Source organism: Pseudomonas sp. HTZ2 (assembly GCF_033173945.1).
In the GTDB taxonomy this organism is placed as follows: domain Bacteria; phylum Pseudomonadota; class Gammaproteobacteria; order Pseudomonadales; family Pseudomonadaceae; genus Aquipseudomonas; species Aquipseudomonas guariconensis.
The window spans coordinates 3,148,585-3,171,304 of sequence record NZ_CP137332.1 but is presented as its reverse complement, the minus strand read 5'-3'; the positions used below and the strand labels follow the sequence as shown (position 1 = coordinate 3,171,304).

At 63.5% G+C, this 22,720-nt stretch carries 18 protein-coding genes and 1 pseudogene; 4 read left to right on the top strand and 15 right to left on the bottom strand.

Annotated elements, in window-relative coordinates:
* Positions 1 to 11 precede the first annotated feature (11 nt).
* From R6G97_RS14665 to R6G97_RS14635, 7 genes are all read right to left on the bottom strand, one after another.
* Positions 12 to 1,358, bottom strand: coding sequence for an OprD family porin (locus R6G97_RS14665; protein WP_317847154.1), 1,347 nt, complete (start codon positions 1,356 to 1,358; stop codon positions 12 to 14).
* A gap of 11 nt (positions 1,359 to 1,369) precedes the next feature.
* Positions 1,370 to 2,536 carry a DUF1624 domain-containing protein gene (locus tag R6G97_RS14660; RefSeq protein WP_317847153.1) on the bottom strand — a complete coding sequence of 389 codons (1,167 nt, stop codon included), beginning with the start codon at positions 2,534 to 2,536 and terminating at the stop codon, positions 1,370 to 1,372.
* Positions 2,537 to 2,664: 128 nt separating this feature from the next.
* Positions 2,665 to 3,492, bottom strand: a complete 828-nt coding sequence (gene phnX, locus R6G97_RS14655) for a phosphonoacetaldehyde hydrolase (RefSeq protein ID WP_102081495.1) — start codon at positions 3,490 to 3,492, stop codon at positions 2,665 to 2,667.
* Positions 3,493 to 3,567: 75 nt separating this feature from the next.
* A complete protein-coding gene (locus tag R6G97_RS14650) occupies positions 3,568 to 4,446 on the bottom strand; it encodes a LysR substrate-binding domain-containing protein (RefSeq protein WP_070571198.1) in 879 nt (292 codons plus the stop codon).
* A gap of 50 nt (positions 4,447 to 4,496) precedes the next feature.
* The gene (locus R6G97_RS14645; protein WP_317847152.1) at positions 4,497 to 5,792 is read right to left on the bottom strand and encodes an MFS transporter; all 1,296 of its coding nucleotides are present in this window, start codon (positions 5,790 to 5,792) and stop codon (positions 4,497 to 4,499) included.
* Positions 5,793 to 5,904: 112 nt separating this feature from the next.
* Positions 5,905 to 6,993, bottom strand: coding sequence for an iron-containing alcohol dehydrogenase PsrA (gene psrA, locus R6G97_RS14640; RefSeq protein ID WP_090344861.1), 1,089 nt, complete (start codon positions 6,991 to 6,993; stop codon positions 5,905 to 5,907).
* A 144-nt stretch (positions 6,994 to 7,137) separates the two neighbouring features.
* The gene (locus R6G97_RS14635; RefSeq protein ID WP_317847151.1) at positions 7,138 to 9,690 is read right to left on the bottom strand and encodes a bifunctional diguanylate cyclase/phosphodiesterase; all 2,553 of its coding nucleotides are present in this window, start codon (positions 9,688 to 9,690) and stop codon (positions 7,138 to 7,140) included.
* A gap of 220 nt (positions 9,691 to 9,910) precedes the next feature.
* Here R6G97_RS14635 and R6G97_RS14630 point away from each other — a divergent pair, with 220 nt between their 5' ends.
* Positions 9,911 to 11,290, top strand: coding sequence for a purine-cytosine permease family protein (locus R6G97_RS14630; protein WP_317847150.1), 1,380 nt, complete (start codon positions 9,911 to 9,913; stop codon positions 11,288 to 11,290).
* Positions 11,291 to 11,350: 60 nt separating this feature from the next.
* Here the strand turns inward: R6G97_RS14630 and R6G97_RS14625 are convergent, their stop codons facing one another.
* The 7 genes and pseudogenes from R6G97_RS14625 to R6G97_RS14595 all read right to left on the bottom strand — a co-directional run bounded on the left by R6G97_RS14625 (position 11,351) and on the right by R6G97_RS14595 (position 18,129).
* Positions 11,351 to 12,259 carry a MurR/RpiR family transcriptional regulator gene (locus tag R6G97_RS14625; protein WP_043208948.1) on the bottom strand — a complete coding sequence of 303 codons (909 nt, stop codon included), beginning with the start codon at positions 12,257 to 12,259 and terminating at the stop codon, positions 11,351 to 11,353.
* A gap of 79 nt (positions 12,260 to 12,338) precedes the next feature.
* Positions 12,339 to 13,103, bottom strand: a complete 765-nt coding sequence (locus R6G97_RS14620) for an ABC transporter ATP-binding protein (RefSeq protein ID WP_043208946.1) — start codon at positions 13,101 to 13,103, stop codon at positions 12,339 to 12,341.
* 18 nt (positions 13,104 to 13,121) lie between these two features.
* Entirely contained in the window at positions 13,122 to 14,234 is a 1,113-nt protein-coding gene (locus R6G97_RS14615; protein ID WP_182942898.1) for a succinylglutamate desuccinylase/aspartoacylase family protein, read from the bottom strand.
* A gap of 9 nt (positions 14,235 to 14,243) precedes the next feature.
* Positions 14,244 to 14,938: pseudogene (locus R6G97_RS14610) on the bottom strand (ABC transporter permease).
* 16 nt (positions 14,939 to 14,954) lie between these two features.
* Positions 14,955 to 15,644 (bottom strand): ABC transporter permease, encoded by a 690-nt coding sequence (locus R6G97_RS14605; RefSeq protein WP_043208939.1) that lies wholly within the window; start codon positions 15,642 to 15,644, stop codon positions 14,955 to 14,957.
* A gap of 24 nt (positions 15,645 to 15,668) precedes the next feature.
* Complete coding sequence (locus R6G97_RS14600) at positions 15,669 to 16,445, bottom strand: ABC transporter substrate-binding protein (protein WP_070571191.1); 777 nt, start codon at positions 16,443 to 16,445, stop codon at positions 15,669 to 15,671.
* A gap of 259 nt (positions 16,446 to 16,704) precedes the next feature.
* Positions 16,705 to 18,129 (bottom strand): MFS transporter, encoded by a 1,425-nt coding sequence (locus R6G97_RS14595; RefSeq protein WP_317847149.1) that lies wholly within the window; start codon positions 18,127 to 18,129, stop codon positions 16,705 to 16,707.
* Positions 18,130 to 18,382: 253 nt separating this feature from the next.
* On the opposite strand from R6G97_RS14595, the gene lhpH reads away from it, so the two are divergent.
* The 3 genes from lhpH (at position 18,383) to R6G97_RS14580 (ending at position 21,587) form a co-directional block, all read left to right on the top strand.
* Entirely contained in the window at positions 18,383 to 19,390 is a 1,008-nt protein-coding gene (lhpH, locus tag R6G97_RS14590) for a trans-3-hydroxy-L-proline dehydratase (RefSeq protein WP_182815410.1), read from the top strand.
* A gap of 170 nt (positions 19,391 to 19,560) precedes the next feature.
* Entirely contained in the window at positions 19,561 to 20,571 is a 1,011-nt protein-coding gene (locus R6G97_RS14585) for an aldo/keto reductase (protein ID WP_090344693.1), read from the top strand.
* 230 nt (positions 20,572 to 20,801) lie between these two features.
* Positions 20,802 to 21,587 carry an SDR family oxidoreductase gene (locus R6G97_RS14580; RefSeq protein ID WP_317847148.1) on the top strand — a complete coding sequence of 262 codons (786 nt, stop codon included), beginning with the start codon at positions 20,802 to 20,804 and terminating at the stop codon, positions 21,585 to 21,587.
* A 28-nt stretch (positions 21,588 to 21,615) separates the two neighbouring features.
* Here R6G97_RS14580 and R6G97_RS14575 read toward each other — a convergent pair whose 3' ends face one another.
* Positions 21,616 to 22,602 (bottom strand): zinc-binding dehydrogenase, encoded by a 987-nt coding sequence (locus R6G97_RS14575; RefSeq protein WP_102081502.1) that lies wholly within the window; start codon positions 22,600 to 22,602, stop codon positions 21,616 to 21,618.
* Positions 22,603 to 22,720 lie beyond the last annotated feature (118 nt).

Below are 22,720 nucleotides of genomic sequence, written 5' to 3'. Positions count from 1 at the left end.
TCGTCCAGCGCCTAGAGCTTCCCTCCTATCGGATATTCCACCGCCAGGCGTATCTGGTCGGCATCCAGTTCTGCCTGTGCGGCGTTGCCCCGGTGCACGTTGTGCCGCAGCGAAAACACCATGCCCTTGGCATTGCCGCTCTGCACCACATACCGCACCTGTAGGTCCCGCTCCCAATGCTTGCCGCCTTTGCCGTAGCCGAGGTAGGCGTAGCCGCCGTCCGGGTCGGCATGGGTGCCGTCGATATCGAACCCGCGCACATACAACGCCGTCAGGTCCAAGCCGGGCACGCCGTAGGGGCCCAGGTCCAGGTCATACCGCGCCTGCCAGGATTTTTCGTTCGGTGCGTTGAAGTCGGACAACTGCACCGCATTGCCGAGGTAGATCGCACCCCGGGTCACGTAGTCGAACGGGGTGCTCCCATCGACCTGTTGCCAGCCGAGGCTGAACGTATGCGGGCCGTCGCTGTAGCGGGACACCAGGCTCCAGGTGGTGTTGTTGATACGGCCTGACAAGGCGTCTGCGGTATCGGTGGTGCGGTACAGGTTCAGGTCCAGGCCCAGGCTGCGTCGATCATCCAGAGCATGGCTCAAGGTGCTGCCGAAGTAGTGCTGGTTCCAGGTGTCTTCGTAGCGCGAGGTATAGAGGCTGGCGCTGACCCGGGCATTGGGAGCCCACACCATGCCGGCCAGGTCGAACGTGTTGCCTTGACGGGCATTGGTGTAGTTCACCACGAAGCCTTGGTCGTGGCTCGACGCATTGCGGTCGGTGTTTTCGTTGAAGTGACCTGCGACCAGCCTGAGCGTCGGGATCTCTTTACTGTCGAGAAACCACCCGGTGGCGGTCTCAGGCAGCAGGCGGCTGTCGGATGAACTGAACACGGGCGTCTTGATCCGTTGTTCGCCATACGACAACACAGTGTTGGAGAAACGCAGTTTCACCGCCGCACCGCCACGGCCGTATTGCGTTTTCGGATGGCCGTCGTTGTCCAGCGCGAGCAAGCGCGCCTTGCCGGCGCGGCCGCCACCGCTGTCGAGTTGCACGCCGAGGTAGGCGTGCGCGTCCAGGCCGACACCGACTCGCCCTTGGGTGAAACCGGACTGAAGACTACCCATCAGGCCGTAGGCCCATTCTCCGGCCTGGTCGCTGCGTTCGCGGCGCGGCTTGAAGGCGTTGCGGGCACTGCTGTTGCGTGAGCCATGGCGATAGTCGCGCTGGTCGAGCACGCTGCGGTTGAGCACGATCCAGGTGCTGCCGTCGAGGAACCCTTCGGCGTGCGATTGCGCGGCGTCGGCCATTGCCGCAGACGAGGCGCCTGCCAGCGGCAGCAGCAGGGCGATGCGATTGAACAGGGTCATCGCTGTGACTTCTACAAATACTTGAGCCAGGCAATGTCACGTCGCCGCGCCTTGAGGCGGGCGAAGCTGCGCACCGGCAGGTACAGCGCAATGGCCAACAGCGGGGCGACCAGCCAAACCGCGCCGATGCCGTCGAAGCCGAAGTAGTCACCCTGGTTCAGCCCAAACAGCGCGACGCAAGCGAGGTACAGCAGCTTCAACACATACAGGTGCAGCAGGTAGAAGAACATCGGCGCGGCGCCGAACACCGCCAACGTACTGATCCAACGGGCGCTGCCCGCGCGTTCGAAGCCACGCAGCACCAGCAGGCCGATGCCCAGGGTCAATGCCAGGAACAGCAGCGATGGTGGGTACTTGGTGATGTTGAAGACACTCATCAGCGTCTGCGTGGCGGTGGGGTAGCCACTCCAGGGCGCCTCGCCGTAGCCATTGATCATACGCAGCACGGCGAAGCCGAGCAGGGCAGCGGCACCTGTGAGCAGCAGTCGCTGCTGGCGCTCACGGGCATCGCTGCCACGGCCGAACCATGGGCCCAAGCCATAGCCCAGGGCGATCACGCCGATCCACGGCAGCACAGGATATGAAGTGCGCAGACGCAAGTCCTCGGAGACCACCAGCCAACCACGGTCATGCAGGATCGCCCACGGCACGTGCAGGGCCGACTCTGGCCCGAAGTGCAGGCCATCGAGCAGGTTGTGCCCGGCGACGATCACCAGGCCCAGCGCCACCAGCGCAGGCCGCGGCAGCCATACCAGCAGCGACAGGGCGATCATGCTCAGGCCGATGGCCCAGATCACTTGCAGGTAGATCACGCTCGGCGGCAGTTGGAAGGTCCAGGCGAAGTTGACCAGGGTGAACTCGAGCGCCACCAGGAACAGCCCTCGCTTGAACAAGAACACCGCCGCAGCGCCTTGGCCCTGGTGCTTTTCGCCGTAGAGCCAGGCCGAAAGCCCCGTGAGCAGCACGAACACCGGTGCGCACAGATGGGCCAGGGTGCGGCTGGCGAACAGGCCGGGTTCGGTCGTGTCGATGTTCATCGGATCGCCGACCTGGTGATGCAGGAAGAACGTCTCGCGCACGTGGTCGAGCAGCATGAACAGGATCACCAGGCCACGCAGGGCATCGATGCTCTGCAGGCGCAGGGTGGTTTGGGTAAGGGCGGGAGTGGCACTGGTCATGGGCGAGGAGATAATCAGTATGAATGAAACGTTATCTTATAACGTAAATTCATGCCGTGGCTATCGCCTGGTTGATCGGGACTCCAAGCAAGCCCGCGCGAGGCGGGCGTGCTTGGGGGCGTTTGAGTTCACCGCCCTTGCGGCATCTCTCCCTTCGCCAGGCGTGCATTGATGTCGGCGATGACCTCAGGCAGCTCGGCGATGGTGTCGATCAGATAATGTGGACGCGAGCCTTCGAACAATCGACCGATGCGCAGGCGCTCCTGCGCCAGCCGGTCCGCCGGCAAGGCCTTGTACTGGGCGTAGGTCAAGCCCAAGGCATTGCCCGAGCAGGTGAGGGCGACAGTCCACATGCCGGCGCGCCGGCCCTCGAGAATGCCCGGCCAGGTGTCGTCGACCTTGACGCATGCCGCGACGTCCTCGATGCCCAGCGCAATCACGTTGGCCAATGCCTGGGCCGGGTGAGGGCGGCCATTGGGGACTTCATCGGTGGCCACTACATGGTCGGCTTCATAGCCGTTGGTCTTGGCCAGGGCAACGACCTTTTCCATCACCACCGCCGGATAACCGGAGCACGAGCCGATCTTCAGGCCTTGCGCACGCAGTTGCATGATGGCTTCCAAGGCGCCTGGAATCAGCGCCGAATGCTCGGCGATCTTCTCGATCTGCAACGGCATGAAGCGGTTGTAGATCGCCGTCACGTCCTGGTCGGTGGGGTAGCGGCCAAAGGCCGCGTGATAGCGCTCGGCGATCTGCGGCAGGTCGCACAGGGTGCGGATGTGGTCCCACTTGCCCATGCCCATCGGGCCGCGTGCTTCTTCCAGGCTGACCTCGACGCCGAATTCGGCGAACGCCTCGACGAAGATCTGGGTCGGCGCGAAGGAGCCGAAATCGACGACGGTGCCGGCCCAGTCGAGCACGACAGCCTGCAGTTTGCTGGGGGTGTGATAGTTCATGGTGTTCTCCGGTGAGTGAAATTCAGGGCGTACGAAGCCAGCCCGCACGCGGCGGGCGGCAGGCAAGGCGAAGCATCAGTGCGGGGCGTTGGGAGCGGTGCTGGCGTCGAACAGCTCGCAGATGATCGGCCGGTTGCGACGAATGCCCAGACAGCACAGGTAGTAGCTGATGTGGAACGGGTCTTCGGCGAAGGCGATCGAGCGCGTGCCGGGGCGATCGGCATACTCCACCGCAGAGACGAAGCCAATCCCGATGCCATGGACCACTGCATGCACGATCGCCTCGCGGCTGTTGAGTTGCATCGCGCAGTCGAGTGTCACGCCGTGCGCCTGGCAACCTTCCTCCACCAGCTGGCGTGTGCGCGATGCCGGCTCGCGCAACACCACACGCTGATCGGCGATCTCCTGGACGCTGATCCGCTCGCGCTGGGCCCACGGATGGTCGTCGCGCACCACCGCGAGGATCGGGCAGGTGCGATACAGCTGGGTGCTCAGGCGATGGTCGAATTCCGACAGAGCGAGAATCGCCACGTCGATATCGAAGTTGTACAGCCGCTCCAGCGTGCCAGCTTCGCTGGTGAACGAGGTTTCCAGCTCGATGTCCGGATACTGCTGCATCAACGAATAGGTCAGGCTCATGGCGATCGGCGGCGAGACGGCGCCGATGCGCAACATACCCTGCTTGCGCTGGGCAAAGCTCTGCAGCAACTGCAGGGCTTCGTCCTCCTGGCCGAACAACCCTTGCGTGATCTCGTACAACTGCTGTCCGGCAGGGCTGAGCTCGATGAAGCGACCGCGACGATGAAACAGCTCCACCGAGAAGCGTTTTTCCAGGCCGCTGACCTGCTCGCTGATGGTCGGCTGGCCGATGTTGAGCAGCGTGGCGGCCTGGGTGAAGCTCCCGCTCCGGGCAACGGCATGAAACGAACGCAACCACTTGTGGTACTGGTACATGGAGCCTCTCGGTCAGGGGCGCGCGGGCAATGACGGGCATCTTCACACCCTCAGCGCCGGACGAACAGGGCGACCAGGGCACTGCAGGCGCAGGCCGTGGTGACGACGATGAAGATCAACGACGTGTTGCCGGTCGTGTCCAGCATACGTCCAATCAAGGGTTCGGCCAGGCCTGCAAACAGATAAGACGAGAAATTCATGATGCCGGTGGCGGTGCCGGCCCGGCGTGCGCCGACAAGGTCCGGGCACAGCGCCCAGAAACTCGACGCCGGCCCGTAGACGAAGAACCCGCACAGGAACAGCGCCAACAACCCCATCGCGCTGTGCGCCGGCAGGCTCCACATCCACAGGCTGGTCAGGGCGCCCAGTACCATGTAGAGCATGATCGCCAGGTAGCGCTTGCTGCCGAACAGCCGGTCCGAGACCCAGCCGTTGCTCAATGCCCCGACAGCCATGCCTACCGGCAGAGCGACGGTGATCCACTTCGGATCGATGAAGCTGTCACCTTTCTGCCAGTTGGCGCCCAAGAAGTGCACGGGCACCCAGACGATCAGCCCGTAGCGCGCAGCGTTCTGGAAGCCCAGCGAAACAGCGGCCACCAGCAGGCGCGGGTTCTTCAGCACGGCCAGGTAGCGTTGCCGGGAGGTTTCCTGGTCGGCGTGGTCGGCTTCGTTCGCACGGTCCGCCGCATTGGCCACACCTGTGTCTGACAAGGGCTCGAAGCCCATGTCCTGTGGCCGCTCGCGCGCCACCAGGTAGAACACGATGCCACCGGCGAGCATCAGCAGCACCGGCAGGCGGAAGATCCACCGCCACTCCAGGTGCAGCACATCGATGACCACCACCGAGGTCACATACGACAGCACCGAGGCGCAGCCTGCGGCGAACACGTAGAAGCCATAGACCTTGCCGCGTTCTCCTGCGCCCCACCAGTTCGACAGCAGGCGGCTTCCCGGTGCCCAGCCCAAGGCCTGGAAGTAGCCATTGACGCCCCAGGGCAGGACCAGGCTGAACAAGCCTCCGGCAAAACTGGTGACCCAGTTTGCACCGCAAGACAGCACGGCCCCCAGGGTCATGATGCGGCGCCCGCCGAACTTGTCGGCGAGGTTGCCATTGATCGCCTGACCGATGGCGTACATCCACAGCATGGCGCTGGAGGCCCAGCCGAGGGTTTCCTTGCTCAGGCCGAACTCGGCCTGGATGCCGGGGATGGCGAATCCAAAGGTCTGGCGACCGGTGTAGAAGAACAGGTAGCAGAACATCGCCGCCAGCAGCATGCGCCATTGGGCGACGCGAAAAGGCGAGGTTCCGGTCAATGGGCCAGACAGGGTTTGTGTACGGTTCATGACGGTTTTCCTTCTTGTTCGTAGGCGCCGCCGTGAGGCACGGCGGGGCGGCACGCTTGTTCGGTGCAACAGGAAAGGGCGGCGGCGCTGGCCACCGGGGTCTGGACGCGTATCAGGCGGCGTGCGAGCCGATGAAGTTACGGCCGCGTGCGCCCTGCATGGCGAAGTCGATCATCGCTTCGGCCTCGGCATCCGTCACGCCGTAGTCCTCGAACTCGGTCTTGACCCCCAGCCGGTGAAGAAACCCACGCAGCTGATGCTGCGCATCGGCCAGGTCATTGCCGAACACCTTCTTCAGGGCTTGGTCACGTCCGGCGTCGCGCCCCCAGGCAAGGCCCAGCACCAAGGGCAGGGTGAAGGAGCAGGCGATGCCGTGAGGCAGACCGTGGCGCAGGGTCATTTCGTAGGAGATGGAATGGGCCAGGGCAGTCTTGGTGTTGGAGAAGGCCATGCCGGCCTTGAGCGCAGCCAACGCCATGCGCGCACGAAGTTCGCGGTTGCCCAGATCCTGCTCAAGACGCGGCAGGCATTCGAGGATGTCTTCGATGGCCGAAATGGCGAAAGTGTCGGAAATCGGATTGGCGTTGTGGTTCCAGATCGATTCCAGTGCGTGGGACAGCGCATCCAGTCCGGTGGAAACCGTCACCGCCGCAGGCACGCTGAGCATCAGGTCAGGGTCGATCAGCGCCACCTTGGGCCAGGTGCACGCCAGGTGCAGGGAATATTTCTTCTGCTGCGCGGCATCCCACAAAGTCGCCCAAGGGGTCACTTCGCTTCCGGTGCCGGCGGTGGTGGGCGCGGCGACCAGGGTCTTGCAGCGCGCAGGGGTGAACGGTTTGCCACTGGCCAGCAGTTCCAGCAATTCGTCGAAGCGCCCAGAGGCGGTCCCCACGATCAACGCCTTGGCTGTGTCGATCGCGCTACCGCCACCCAAGGCAAGCACGGTGTCGCACTCGGCGTTGACCTGCCAGAAGCGCTCATGGACCGTGCGCAGCCAGGCGACATCGGGGTTGGGCTGGACGTCGTCGATCACGCACACCAGCCGCTCGCCGAGCAGGCCGCGCACGCGTTCGACCAAGCCCAGTTGCGCGGCTTCGGGGAAGGTCACCAGTGCGACTTTGCCCGGGCAGAGCGCGGGCAGGCGTTCCAGGCTGCCACTGCCGAACACGGTGGCGACAGGGTTGTGGAAGAGAGCGGGCATGGACAGTTCCTTGTTTTTGTTGTTGAACGGTGCGCCCATGCTCGGCGGCTTGCGGTTTTCGTTCCAATCGATTGATCGCAGGTAGCTATCGGGTGGGCCGATAATGGGTACGCTCCATCGTGCGCCACCCGACCCAACGCGGCCTTACTGCATCACCGCCACCTTCTCCTCCATCATGCGGACCAATACCACGTTCTCCACGGGTTCACTGAGCAAGAACCCTTGCACTTCATGGCACTGGTCATCGCTGAGCAAGGCCAGTTGCTCGGCGGTCTCGACGCCTTCAGCGGTCACTGTCATGCCCATGGCGTTGCCGAGGTTGATGATGGCCTGGACCACACTGCGGTCGCTGCCGCTCTTGCCCAGGGACTGAACGAAGCGCTTGTCGATCTTGATGCTGTCGAACGGGTAGGTGCGCAGGTAGCCCAGCGAGGAGTAGCCGGTGCCGAAGTCGTCCATGTTCAGCCGCACCCCCAGCTCCTTGAGCGCATGCATGGTGTGCAGAGCGCCTTCGACGTCATTGAGCATGACGTTCTCGGTGATCTCCAGCTCCAGGCGGTGGGCAGGCAGGCCAGTGGCCCGCAGGGCATCGCCGACGTCCTGGACCACATCGGAGCGGCTGAACTGGGCCGGTGACATGTTCACCGAGACCATCACTGCCTGCGGCCATTCCCTGGCCTTGGTGCACGCCTCGTGCAGCACCCAATTGCCCAGCAGCACGATCAGGTCCGATTCCTCGGCCAGGGCAATGAAACGATCCGGTCGCAACAGGCCGAGCCGGGGGTGTTGCCAGCGCACCAGCGCCTCGACCGAGGCGACCGATATCCCGTCGACCTTGAAGCGCGGCTGGAAATGCAGCACCAGTTCCCCGCGTGGTATGCCCTCGCGCAGCTCGCTTTCCAGCACACGTTTGTCCAGCAGCGCCGCATTCATCTGCGCCGAGAAATAGCGCCAAGTGTTCTTGCCTGCCTGTTTGGCGCTGTACAAGGCCACATCAGCGTAGCGGATCAGGTCGCTAGGGTTGCCGGGGTATTCGGCTGACAGCACCACGCCTAGGCTGACGCCGACATGAACCACATGGCCTTCGACCTGCATGGGGCGCTTGAGCGCTTCGATCACCCGCAGGCAGAAGCGGTCCATGTCCTCTCGATCTCCGGGGTGCGTCAGCACGACGATGAACTCATCGCCCCCCAGCCGGGCCACCAGGTCACTGTCCCGGGTGGCCTGGCCAAGGCGCGCAGCGACCTCGATCAGCACCGCATCCCCGGCAGGATGGCCCAGGCTGTCGTTGATCGGCTTGAAGTTGTCCAGATCCAGCATCAGCACCGCGACCTGGCGCGTCTCTCCGCCCGGACCTGAGGGCTCGAGGAAGCGGAACAGCTTGTTGCGGTTGGGCAGACCGGTGAGTGCGTCGTGCAACGACAGGTGTTGGATCTGAGCGTGGGCAGCCACTTCATCGGTGATGTCGCTGCAGGTCCCGCGAAAACCGGTACAAGCGGCCTGGGCCATGGTCGCTCGCGCGGCGATGCGGCAGATGCGTTGCTGGCCCAGGTGATCCTGGTACTGGCAGCGCAAGGTGCCGGAAGCGCCGGTCGCCGCCAGGCCGTGCAGCCAGGTTGCGAGCTCGCTGGTGTCACAGGACAGCAGCTCGGTGATCGGGCGCTGCAACCAGGCCTCGACGGTATGCCCGGTCAGTTCGGCGAAGCGCGCCGAGAGGTAGGTCAGGCGCAGGTGCGCGTCGGTTTCCCAGATCCAGTCCGAGGCGGCTTCGGCTACGGCCTTGAAGCGCTCTTCGCTGGTCTGCAATGCGTGCTTGGAGGCCGCCAGGTCGCGATGGCTGCGGTCGATGCCGGCGCTTGCGCGCATCGCATGGCGGGCAAACAGGGCCATGGCCAGGGCGATGAGCAGCACCGCGATGGCCAGCGGGACGATCACGGTCTTGATCAGTTCGGTGCCGGGTTGGGGAATCTGCCAGGTCAAGACATGGCCGCTGCCTTCGAGCGGCAGCAGGCCTCGCCCGGTAGGGTCGCTGGCCGTGTCGCTCACGGCAAGGCCGGTCAGCCCTACCGATCGACCCAGCGGGGCGAGTACCGCGGGGGTGAGGATGCGGACGAACACCATCACGGTGGTGGGCTCCGGCACGTGATGGGGCAACGCCTGCGGGCGGATCAACGAGGCTGCGAACACCGCAGGCTGGCCGCGGAACAGCAAATAGCCCGAGGCTGCCTGCTCGGTCTGCGCAGCCTGGCGGGCCAGGAGCAGGACCTTGCCGGCACTGGCGCTGTGCTGCTCGAATCCCGCATCGCTCAAGCGTCCGTCGACCATAGCGTAGTGGGTGCCGTCATCGTTGAGTACGAATACGCCGTCATAGCCATCGGCGGTGTAGAGCGTGGCGCCGACATTGTCTTCATCGTAGGCCCAATGGCTATCGACCGGCCCGGCCAGGTGGTCGTAGGCGGCTTGCCAGTTGGCGTGCGTCAGCAAAAACGTTCTGTCGTTCTTTTGCAACTGGGTCATGGCGGACTCGGCGTGGAAGCGGCTTTGCTCCACCTCACGCGCATCCAAGGCCCCGGCGAGGCGGTACAGCGAGAACAGCCCCAGCACCAAAGCCAGCAGCAAGACGGAGGAAAACACCACGATCAGTTGGCGGACCACATGACTACGGGGCGACAGGCCATTGTCAGCAAGCACGTCCATTCGTTCACCATCGCTGCCAGGGGAATGCAAGGTTGACCGGGTGCGGGCCCGGGAGGTCGATGCAGCTGACGACCGGTGGTCTATCCAGCCAGCGACCGCCGCTTTGCCAGCGCCGACAAAGTGCACGCAGGCGTCGTTGGCAGCTATGGGATGTTCGTCGCCAGGTCGGGCAGGCTCCCCGCACCACTCGATAATCCCGAAATTCACTCAGGAGACGGTCGTGAAGCTGGAAACGCGAAGTATCGAGTTTGTCCCTCACGCTGAACGCTATGGCACACCCAGGCGGTTGTTCACCATCTGGTTCAGCTCCAATTTCCAGGTGACCGCCCTGATGGTCGGTACGTTGGGCATCGCCGCAGGCTTGAGCTTTGCCTGGACGCTGCTCGGCCTGCTGATCGGCAATCTCGTCGGCACTATCTTCATGGCCGCGCATTCGGCCCAAGGGCCGCATCTGGGCGTGCCGCAGATGATCCAGAGCCGGGCACAGTTCGGTGTCTACGGCGCGGCGATTCCGTTGCTGGTGATGGTGGTGGCCGCTGTGCTGTTCCTGGCCGCCAGCGGCGTACTGATGCGCGATGCCTTGAAAGCGCTGCTACCGATCAGCGACGACCAAGCCATCGTCCTGGTCGGTGTGTTGACCTTCGTCATCGGCTTCGTCGGCTATGAGCTGATCCACCGACTGGGCGCCTGGATGAGCTTGCTGTCCACGCTGGTGTTCGGTGGCGCCCTGGTGCTGATCCTGCTGCATCCCGGCCAGGCGTCGGCGAATGCCTCGGCCACTGGCGCGTTCTCGTGGACCGCTTTCAACCTGGTGGTAGCGCAGGCGGCGTCATGGACGCTGGGATATGGCCCCTACGTGGCCGATTACTCACGCTATCTGCCGGCCAACGTGAACACCCGCACCACATTCTGGACAACCTATTCGGGTTGCGCGCTAGGCTCCTTCGCCATGATGGCCCTGGGCGCGTTGCTGGCCGTCGCGATTCCGACAGCCCTTGGCCTGAACCCGGCCACCGCGATCGCCACGCTGTTCGGGCCTTCGGCGCCGATGGCGCTGGGCGTGATTGCGCTTGGCGTCATCCAGTACAACGTGCTCTGCCTGTACAGCGCCTACATGTCGTCGGTGACGATTTTCGGCGCTTTCGGTGGGCTGCGATATGTCACCCCCACCGCCAAGGCAGTGGTGATGGCGGTGCTGACGCTCGCCGCCACGCTGATCGCCATTGCCACCCAGTACCATTTCGACACCTTCTTTGCCGACATCCTGATCGGGCAGCTCTACCTGTTGATCCCCTGGAGTGCGATCAACCTGGCGGACTACTACTGGGTGTGCCGCGGTCACTACGACGTCGCTGAGCTGTACAACGTCAAGGGCCGCTACGGACGCTTCAATCGCCGGACCCTGGCGGTGTACGCCGTCTCGATCATCGGCACCATTCCGTTCATGAAGCTGTCGTTCTACACAGGCTTCGTCGCGAGCTGGCTGGACGCGGACATCAGCTGGGTGGTGGGCCTGGTACTGGCGGGGGCGCTGTATTGCATGGTCAACAGCCCATCCTCGGTCAGGCAAGGTCAGTTCCCGTCCTCGGTGCCGGAGTAACTGGCTAGTCGGCTATTTCGATAGGCTGAAAACCCAACACGCCCGCAGGAAGCGGGCTTTTCATCCCTTGCGGGGCGTCTTGGCAGCGGGCATGTGCAAGTAAGCCATCACGCTTTCGGTCAACTCTGTCGCCAGCTTCACCGCTTCCTTGTTGCGCGCCATGACGCCGGCCACCAGCCCCTCGATCAATGCCAGCACGGCAATGTTGGAGCTGGTCAATACCGGATGATCGGCGGGCGCGAACAATACATGGTCAGCGATGGCGGTGAGAGGGGAGGCGGGCGAGTCGGTAATTGCCAGCACCGTGGCGTTGCGCTCGCGAGCAAAGCGAGAAAGCTGGAGGGTGTCCTGGGAGTAGCGCGGCATGGAAATCGCCAGCAGCACGTCTTGCTCGGTGATTGCTGCCAGGCGGTAGGCGGCGTTCTCGTTACCGCCTTCCATGCTGATGGCGCAGGCATCCTTGCAGAACGGCACTAGCGTCGAAGCTGCGAGTCCGGCCATGTAGGCGCTGTTTCCGAAGCCCAGCACATAGATTTTGCGTGCCGAGATCAGCCGGCTGACGAAGGCTTCGAACGCATCGGCTGGATTGTTGCTATCGGTGCTGGCCAAGTTGCTGCCGGCACTTTGGATCTGCTCATGCAGGCCGAAGTCGCCGCTGGGCCGCTGGGCCAGCTCGTTGCGGAGTTTGTCTACGGGCGAGACCATTTGCTGCAAGGTGGCCACCAGCTCGGCTTTCATGCCAGTGTAGCCGCCCAGGTCCAGGGCCTTGGCCAGGCGATTGACCGCAGCAGGCGAGGTCGCGGTGGCCTGGGCCATGTCTTCGATGGTCAGGGTCGCCGCTTTCAGCGGGTGGCGCAGAATGTAGTCGGCGACCTTGCGCAACGACGGTGGTAGGTCGAGCAGTTGCTGCGACAACTTGCGCATGACCGGCGAGGCATAGACGGTATTGTTCTTCGATTTGCTCGGCATCCGGCGCAAGCTCCCTGAGTGATTGGCCGTAGTCTATCTCAAGGCATTCCCCGGCCACAGCCGGGGCGCTCGTGCGGACTTACTTGAGGCTGCCGGCAAGAAACTGCTGCAAGCGTTGGGACTGGGGACGTGCGAGCACCTCCTGAGGGGCGCCGCGTTCCAAGGCCACCCCCTGATGCAAGAACAGCACTTGGTTGGAGACCTCCCTGGCAAAGCCCATCTCATGGGTGACCACGACCATGGTGCGGCCTTCCTGAGCCAGGTCCTGCATGACCTTTAGCACCTCGCCGACCAGCTCCGGGTCGAGCGCCGAGGTCGGCTCGTCGAACAGCATGACCTCCGGCTCCATGGCCAGGGCCCGTGCGATCGCCACGCGCTGCTGCTCGCCTCCGGACATGTGTGCTGGGTAGGCGTCACGGCGATGGCTGACGCCGACCTTGTGCAGGTAGTACTCGGCTTTTTCGCGGGCTTGCTTGCGGTTCATGCCCAGGACATGCACAGGGGCTTGCATGACGTTGTCCAGGGTGCTCATGTGCGACCAGAGGTTGAAATGCTGAAAGACCATGCTCAGCCGTGAGCGCAGGCGCTGCAGTTGGCGAGGGTCGGCGGCGCGCAGACCGCCACGGGGGCAGTTGCGCAATCTCAGTTGTTCGCCATTGACCAGGATCTGCCCGGCATTGGGTTGCTCGAGCAAGTTTATGCAGCGTAGGAAGGTGCTCTTGCCGGAGCCGCTGGAGCCGATGATGCTGATCACATCGCCCGCCTTGGCCTGCAGCGAGACGCCTTTGAGCACCTGATGGCTGCCGTAGCTTTTATGCAGGTCCTGAATTTCCAGTTTGTTCATCGATGGGTACTCGTTGTGTCAGTCGCTGAGCAAGCGACCTTGGCGAATAGGCGTGCTACCGGCGACTTTGGCCAGCCACAGACCTGGTTGGGCGAAGCGCAGGCGTTCGCGGGCATAGAGAATGCCGTCAGTGGTGGCCCTGACCACGCTGTGACGATCGCTGAGCGGATCGATCACTTCGAACAACGGGTCCCCGACCTTCACCTGCGCCCCCAGTGGTTGCAGATAGCTGATCACGCCGGGATGTTCGGCATAGGCGTATTGAGCGCCGGCAAAGGGTGTGGCTTGGCAGCAGTGGCTTGGCGCATCGGGCCATTGGCCGCTGATCAGTCCCTGATCGGCGAGGTAGGCAAGGATGTGCTCGGCGTTGGCCTGGCAGAGTTCACGTTCGGTATCGGCCATGCCGCGCAACTCCACGGTGGTGGCGATACAGGCCAACGGGATGTTGGCCTGCTCGAAGTGCTTGGACAGCTTCGTCCAAGGCACCGCGCAGGCTTCGTCGAAGGCGTTGCCGCCGGCGTCTTCGGCCAACAGCGCCACCTGCACCTCCAGGCGTGCCGCCAGAGCGCGCAGACGTGGCCAGTTCTGCGGCAATGCATACAGCAACATCACCGACTCGAAATCGCAGTGCAGGTCCAGCACCACATCGGCGTCGCACGCGTGTTGCAGGAGCAAGCGACGAAGACCGTCGAGCTCCGACTGCGCGGGGGGCATGTGCTCGAGAATATCGAGCATGGTGCGGCGAATGATGGCTACGTTGGCCTCGCCGTCCTCGCCCAGCAGGCCCTCCAGACGTTCGACCAGTGCTGTGGTCAGTTCTGGAAAATCGCGGTTGAAGTTCTTGCCGCTGTTGAACTCGAAACGGCCTTGGTGTGTGGCCTGGAACATCTGGCCGATTCCGATCGGATTGGCCAGTGGCACCAGTTCGATCACGCCCTTGAGCCGGCCTTGGGCTTCCAGCTCGGCCAGGCGGGACTTCAAGGCTACCGCCACGCGCATACCCGGCAGTTCGTCCGCGTGCAGCGAGGCCTGGATATAGGCTTTGCGCGGGCCGTTACCGAAGCGGAACAGGCTCAGGGTGCGTTGGGTACCGCAGGCACTCCAAGGTAGGATATGGTCGATTTGCTGCATGGATGCTCCTCAGTGCTTGCGTGGGGCCAGGTAGGTCAACCAGCGGCGTTCGGCCAGCTTGAACAGGCGCACCAGTAGAAAGGTCAGGGCTAGGTAGATCAGCCCCGCGGTAATGAAAGCCTCGAACGGCAGGTAGTAGCGCGCATTGAAGGTCTTGGCCGCGCCGGTGATGTCTACCAGCGTGACGATCGACGCCAGCTGGTGGTCTGCAGCATCATCAGCACTTCGTTACTGTATTGCGGCAGGGAACGGCGCAGGGCCGAGGGCAGCAGGATGTGCCGGTACAGGGCGAGACGCGACATGCCCATGGCACGTGCGGCTTCGACTTCGCCCCGTGGGGTGGCCCTCAGGCTACCGGCCAACAACTCGGCGCTGTAGGCGCTTGTGTTGATGGCGAACGCCAGGCAGGTGCAGAAAGTCGCGCTGGACAGGTATGGCCAGAGCAGGCTCTGACGCACAAGCTCGAACTGAGCCAGGCCGTAGTAGACCAGGAACAACTGCACCAGCATCGGTGTGCCGCGAATCACGTAGGTGAAGAGCCAGGCCGGGAAGCGCAGCAGATATAAGTTCGACACGCGCATCAGCGCCAGTGGGATCGCTAGCGCCAGGCCGCAGGCCAGGGAAACCAGCAGCACTTTCAGGGTCAGCGCGATGCCGCTTAGGTACAACGGTAGGTTCTGCCAGATCAGGTGATAGTCAAGCATGATGCAAACCTTCCCTTCACAGGTCCGCGGCTTTGAAGCCGAACGAGTAACGGTTTTCCACGCTGCGCAGGATCCACAGCGACAGGCTGGTCAGCAGCAGGTAGAGCCCTGCCACGGTGAGAAAGAACGTGAACGGTTCATGGGTCGCATCGGCCGCGTTCTTGGCCTTGAACATCATGTCCTGCAGGCCGATCACGGAGATCAGCGCGGTGGACTTGGTCAGCACCAGCCAGTTGTTGGTGAAGCCCGGCAGCGCCAGGCGCACCAACTGCGGTACGCTGATTCGCCAGAACACCTGCAGGCTGCCCATGCCATAAGCGGCACCCGCTTCGGCCTGGCCCTTGGGTATGGCGAGAAAGGCCCCGCGAAAAGTCTCTGAGAGATAGGCCCCAAAAATGAAGCCCATGGTGCAAACCCCGGCTATGAATGGGTTGATGTCGATGTACTGCTCGTAGCCCAGGACCAGCGCCAAGCGGTTGACCAAGTCCTGGCCGCCATAAAACACCAGCAGAATCAAGACCAGGTCAGGAATGCCGCGCACCACCGTGGTGTAGACCTCGCCCAGTGCTGCCAGCCAGCGCAGCGGCGACAGCCGGCAGGCGGCGCCGATCAGACCAAGGCCGATGGCCAGTGCCATCGCCATCAGGGCCAGGCTGATGCTCAACCACGCGCCATCGAGAATGCTCGATCCATAGCCGTGAAGCATGATGTAAGTCCTCGTTAGCCGGCGCTATTGGCCATAGATGTCGAATGGGAAGTACTTGCTTTGCACCTGCTGGTAGGTCCCATTGGCACGAATGGCTGCGATGGCGGCATTCAATCGCGCCAGATTGGCGTGATCGCCTTTGCGCACGGCGATCCCCGCGCCCCGACCGAAGTAGCGTGGGTCGCTGATGTCCGGGCCGACCAGTGCGAAGCCTTGGCCAGCGGGCGTCTTGATGAAGCTCTCTTCGGTATTGACGATGTCCGCCAGGGTGGCGTCCAGCCGGCCGGCCACCAGATCGAGGAAGGCTTCGTTTTGCGAGGCGTAGCGCAACACCTCCACACCCGCGCTTTCCAGTTGCTCGGTGGCGAAGCGGTCATAGGTAGAGGCACGCTGCACGCCGAGCTTTTTGCCTTTGAGGTCGTGGACCGGATCGGTTATCTGGCTGCCGGCCTTCATCGCGAACTTGCCGGGGGTGTGGTAGTACTTGTCGGTGAAGTCGACCGACTTGAGCCGATCTTCAGTGATCGACATCGACGACAACACGGCGTCGATCTTGCGTACCTTCAATGACGGAATCATCCCGTCGAACTCTTGGATCACCCACTGACATTTGACCTGCATCTGCGCGCACAGGGCGTTGCCGATATCGTAGTCAAAGCCCGCCAGCTCGCCTTCGGGCGTGCGGTAAGCGAAGGGCGGATAAGCCGCCTCGATGCCGATGCGCAGGCTTCCTTCATCGGCCTGAGCCAAGGCGCTGCAGGCACACAGCGCCAATGCGCCTAGAAGTCCGGTCTTGTTCATATTCTTGTCTCCGGTGGATAGGGCGTTACCGGCCTGCCTCTTTGCGGGGTGCGGCTCGGTGCGAAGAGAAAATGACACGTTTAATTTCACAAATCAACGATCGTGAAAATAAAAGTATCAGTGCCTGATTGCGCAAAGCGCACGCCTAAGACTGTCGCGTCTTACTCATCGAGGAGGTTGTGTGGAGAACACTGGGAATCGCATTTCGAGCACCAGTGCAACATCGTACGGACAGGTGCAGATAGATTTCCTGCAGAGCCTAGCGGCCCTGCAAGGCGCTTATTCGCAGCTGTTTGTCGCAGACAAGGGACTTGCACACGCTCGCCACGCAAGCCAAGGCCGCAAACGCAACGCCGGCCCACAGCGCCAGAAAAGCGCCCTGGGCGGAGTACACCTGGAAGAACCCCGCCACCAACGCCGCGCCCAATACCTGCCCGAGCATTCGCATCGTGCTCGACAGGCCGCCCGCCCCACCGCTGCGCTGCGGTGCGATCGACGAAATCATGTCGCGCATGTTCGGCGACTGGAAGAACCCGAACCCCGCGCCACATACGGCCATGCGCAAGGCGATGTCCCATGGTGCGGGCGAAGACGGTAGGGTGCAGAGCAGTACCAGGCCGATCCCCAGTATGCCCATGCCCATGGCGGTGAGGGTGCCGGTCGCGTAGCGGTCCGAGAGCCTTCCAGCGATGGGGGCCATGAGCGCGGCCATGGCAGGCCAAGGCGTGATCAGAAATCCGGTCTCGACCTGGGAGAGCCCCCACTGGTGCTGCAACATGAAGGGCAGGGCGACGAACGCCAGGCTCTGCGCCGTGAGCGACGCCGCAGCGCTGGCGGCAGACAGCGCGTAGAGCGGCTGGCGCAGCAGGTCAAGAGCAAGGATCGGCACGGGATGACCGGCCTGGCGCCGCAGCAATAGGCACAGGCAAAGCCCGGCGAGCACCGCGCTGCCCAGCGTGACGCTCCATGGCCCGCCTTGGGCAAGGCCATTCACGGCATACACCAGGGCAGCAAGAAACAGCGCGCAGAGCCCTGCGGCCATGGCATCGAATGCCCGCGCGCTGGTAGGGGTGGGCGGCAGCGAGCGCAGGCCGAGAAACACGCCGACCAAGCCCACCGGGACATTGATCAGGAACAGCCAGTGCCAGCTGGCAAGGCTCAGGATCAGTGAAGCCGCGCTCGGTCCGGCAGCCAGCGAGGCGCCCACGACCAGCGCATTGACCCCCATGCCGCGCCCCAGCATGTGATTGGGAAAGACGAAACGCGTCATCGCCACACCCACACCCAGGATCCCGGCGGCGCTCAAACCTTGTACCAGGCGACCGACCAGCAGCCACTCGAACGACGGGGCCAGGCCACACAGCAGCGAGGCCAGGATGAACAGCACCAGGCCCGCCATGGAGATGCGCCGGTAGCCGACGATGTCTCCCAGCGAAGCCAGTGGCAGCAGGGCGGCGATCATCGCCAGGTGATAAATGCTCACCACCCAGATCGATTGGGCGTCGGTGGTGCCCAGGTCGGCGGCGATGGTCGGCAAGGCCGTGTTGGCGATCGCCGTTTCCAGGTTGGCCATGGCGATGTTGAGCATGATCGCGATGACGGCGATGAGCCTTTGAGGTTTGGGCACCCCTTCGCCGGGGGGCGGCAGGGTGGTCTGCTTGAAGGCGAACACGGCGAGACTCATGGCAGGGACTGAACGAGGGAGGCGGCAAGGCGCCTGGCACATACTAGGAAATGTCACCCGGCGCTTGAAATTAAATATCGGCATCCTGGGCAGTGAGAATTCGAATCGGCCAACCCTGTGGCGCATGCTCGATGGCATGGGGTCTGAAGCGCGCTAATGGGCCTTTCCTTACATCTTGTGCCGAGAGTCCTGTTGTTATCGGTAATTTTGCAGGCATAGGATCGATCCGCAGCGCATTCAAGGAGACGCATCCATGCAAATCACCCGCAGCATCAGTACCGTCGAAGTCCACACCGGTGGCGAGCCGTTCCGTATCGTGACATCCGGGCTGCCGCGCATGCCGGGCAAAACCATCGTCGAGCGCCGTGCCTGGTTGCGGGAAAACGCCGATGACATCCGCCAGGCCCTGATGTTCGAGCCTCGCGGTCACGCCGACATGTATGGCGGCTACCTTACCGAACCGGTTTCGCCCACGGCGGACTTCGGCATCATCTTTCTGCACAACGAGGGTTACAGCGACCACTGTGGTCACGGCACTATCGCACTGGCGACGGCAGCGGTCGAACTGGGCTGGGTCGAGCGTACCGAGCCGGAAACGCGTGTGGGTATCGATGCCCCTTGTGGCTTCATCGAAGCGTTCGTGAAATGGGATGGCAAGCACGCCAACGGCGTACGCTTCATCAACGTGCCGTCGTTCATCTACAAGCGCGATGTGACCGTCACGACCCCAAGCTTCGGTGAGGTCACAGGGGACATCGCCTACGGTGGCGCCTTCTATTTCTACACCAGCGGCGCGCCGCATGGCCTGGAGATCCGCGAGTCCGCGGTGGAGACACTGAAGCAGTTCGGCGCGCAAGTGAAGCAGGCGGCCAACGCTGCATTCGCTGTGGTGCATCCGGACATCCCGGAAATCAACCATATCTACGGCACCATCATCGATGGCGCGCCGCGTTTCGCTGAGTCCACCCAGGCCAACTGTTGCATCTTCGCCGATCGCGAAGTGGACCGCTCGCCGACCGGTTCAGGCACCAGTGGCCGGGTCGCGCAGCTCTATCTGCGCGGGCTGCTGGGCAAGGACGAGGTGTTGGTCAACGAGTCGGTGATCGGTTCGGTCTTCACCGCCAAGGTCATCCAGGAAACCACCGTGGGCGACATTCCAGCGGTGATTCCTGAAGTATCGGGCAACGCTTACATCTGTGGGTTTTGCAACTGGATCATCGATGATCGCGATCCGCAGAAGCACGGCTTCCTCGTGCGTTAATGAAAAGGGCAAGAGGTCGCTTTGCTGGGGCACCGCTCTTGCCTCCACACGGGTGTTGCTTTAGAGGTCTGAAGTCTGTCGAATTATGACTTGGACGGTCTTGGTGGGGGAGGCATAGGATGACGGCCACTGGAGTTCACAACTGACTCCCCTCATCAGGAAAGACATCAATGAGCCTCAAATCGCTTATCGCCAACCCACTGGGCTTCGGCACCGCACCGCTTGGCAACATGTTCCGCGACGTACCCCAAGACGAGGTGCAAGCCACCGTCGATGCCGCCTGGAACAACGGCGTGCGTTACTTCGATACCGCGCCGTTCTACGGCGCTGGTCTCTCCGAGTCGCGTCTGGGCGATGCCCTGGTCGGTCGTCCACGTGACGAGTACGTGCTCAGCAGCAAGGTCGGCCGGATCATCCTCGACGAACTGGAAGACCCCACCAGCCGCGAGCTGGGCGAGAAGAGCGGCCTGTTCGAACACGGCAACCGCAACCGCATCGTCAACGACTACAGTGCCGATGCCACCCTGCGTTCGATCGAAGACAGCCTGCGCCGCCTGAAGACCGACCGCCTGGACATCGTCTGGATTCACGACATCGCCCAGGACTTCTACGGTGACGAGTGGCTGGAGCGTTTCGAGACGGCCCGCAAAGGCGCCTTCCGCGTCCTCACCCGCCTGCGTGAAGAGGGCGTGATCAAGGCCTGGGGCCTGGGTGTGAACCGCGTCGAACCGATCGAACTGACCCTGGATCTTGACGAGCCGCAACCCGATGGCTTCCTGCTCGCCGGCCGTTACTCGCTGCTCGATCATGACCGCGCTCTGCAACGTGTCATGCCGCAGGCGGTCGAGCAGGGCGTCGGCATCGTCGTCGGCGGCCCCTACAGCTCTGGCGTGACCGCCGGTGGCGAGCACTTCGAGTACCAGAAAGCCACCCCAGCGGTACTGGCCAAGCTCGAGCGTATCCGTGCTGTGGCGCGTGCCCATGGCGTCGAGGTCAAGGCCGCCGCCTTGCAGTTCGCCCTGGCTCACCCGGCTGTGGTCGCGGCCATTCCTGGCTCTACCCGCGTGGCGCACGCCAACGAAGACCATGCCGCGCTGAGCGCAGTGATCCCGGCGGCGTTCTGGAACGACCTGCGCCAACAAGGCCTGATCAACGCCCTGGCACCGGTTCCGGCCGCCTGAGCATGACGGGGCAGGGCTGCGCCGCAGCCCTGTCAACATCCGCGCCGCGCGTGGCCGATGGGGCACGCGCGGCGTTTTCATGCGTTGAGCGTGCCGCGCGTTGTAACTCGTCGTCCTCTCGGTGTGGAGCGTTGTAATGCCAGGATGGCCCGTGCAGGCGCTTCTTTCACAGGGGAAAGCGTGCTTGCGCGCGTGGTAAGGTCCAACGCATCAATCAACGAGGAGCCAACATGGATCTAGGTATCAAGGGCCGCTGGGCCATCGTCTGCGCCGCCAGTCAAGGGTTGGGCAAGGGCTGCGCCGAGGCCCTGGGCGGCGAGGGCGTCAACCTGGTGATCAACGCCCGCACTGCCACCACCCTGGAGCAGGCGGCTGCCGAACTGCGTAGCCGCTTCCCGGGCATCGAAGTCCGCACGGTCGCTGGCGATGTGGCCGAGCCTGCGGTGCGCGAAGCCCTGCTCAGCGCCTGCCCGCAGGTCGATATCCTGGTCAACAACGCCGGTGGCCCACCACCAGGCGATTTCCGGAACTGGGATCGGGAAGACTGGCTCAAGGCCTTGGACGCCAACATGCTCATGCCCATCGAGCTGATCAAGGCCGTGGTCGATGGCATGGCCGAGCGCGGTTTTGGACGGGTGGTGAACATCACCTCGGGCGCGGTGAAAGCGCCGATCGATATCCTGGGGCTGTCCAATGGTGCGCGCAGCGGCCTGACCGGTTTCATCGCAGGGCTCGCCCGCCAGCAACGTCTGGCCGGGCGCAACGTGACCCTGAACAACCTGCTGCCAGGCGCCTTCGACACCGCTCGCCTGCAAAAGACCTTGCAGGCGGCCAGCCAGGTCAGCGGCGACCTGCAGGCAACCACCCAGGCACGTCGCCAGGCAATCCCGGCGGCGCGGTTCGGCGATGCCAAGGAGTTCGGGGCGTACTGCGCCTTCCTGTGCAGCGTCCATGGTGGCTATATCACCGGGCAGAACCTGCTGATCGACGGCGGTGCCTACCCGGGCACTTTCTGACCTAGCACGCCTGGGCGAGGCGGCTGGATCACCCCAGCCGCGTCACCCACTTGCCCGATGCATGGCCTTCCTTGAGTTGGCGCAACGCCCTCGGTAGCGCATCAAAGGCAAAGTCCAGGCGCTGTGGCATTACCAGTCGGCCCTCGGCGACCATTTGCAGCAAATGCTCCCCTTCGACCTTCAACGCCTGGCGATCGAGCAGTCGACCGTGGGCGTGGATGCTGTTGAGCGCGACTTCATGCAACGAGATCGCTGTGCTGAAGGCAGGCAGCGGCGCGGTTTCCTGGCGGTCCTGGATGCATACCAGATGGCCGTTGTAGCCAAGCAGGCAGGCCAGGCTCGCCGCATGCGCGCCGCTGACGGTATCGAACAGTGCATGCAGCGGGCGTTCGCCCAGGGCGGTTTGCAGGTGTGCCTGCCAGTCCTCGGCGCGGTAGTCGAATACACCTATCACGCCCAGTTGCCTGAGGCGGTCATGGTGTTTCTCGCCAGCGGTGGCCCATACGCGCAGACCGCGCTGCACGGCGAGCTGAACAAGGTAGAAGCCCACCGCACCACCCGCGCCCACCACCAGTACATCACGTGAGGCGCCGTCGGCGACTTTGGCCAAGGCCTGCCAGGCAGTGAGCGCCGGGCAGGGGATGGCGGCTGCAGCGGCATCGTCGAGGTTAGCGGGGATGTGCATCACCAGCGTTGCGTCGAGCAGGCAGTACTGGGCAAAGCTGCCATCACGGGACAGCGACTGGTGATAGGCGACACGGGTGCCCAAGGGCAGGTCGACACCTTCGCCGACGGCGGCAACGAGGCCGGCACCGTCGACGCCGGGCACGGTGCCCTGGCGCCAATCGGCATGGCCCCATTCGCAGATCTTCCAGTCCACCGGGTTCAGGGCGATGGCACGGTTGGCCACCAATACTTGACCGGGGCCGGGTTTGGGGAGGGGTTTGTCGATGAGCTCAAGGCCGTCCAGGCCGGCGCCCGGGGTCCAGCCCCAGGCTCGATGCGTGGTGGACATGGGGAGTCCTCTTGGGGGAAGAAGGGGGAGGGTAGCGAGGTGTTGCGAGGGGAAACAGCAGTGTTGGCGCAAAGGCCTGTTGACCTGCGGTCAACAATGACGAGGGGCCGCTGCGTGG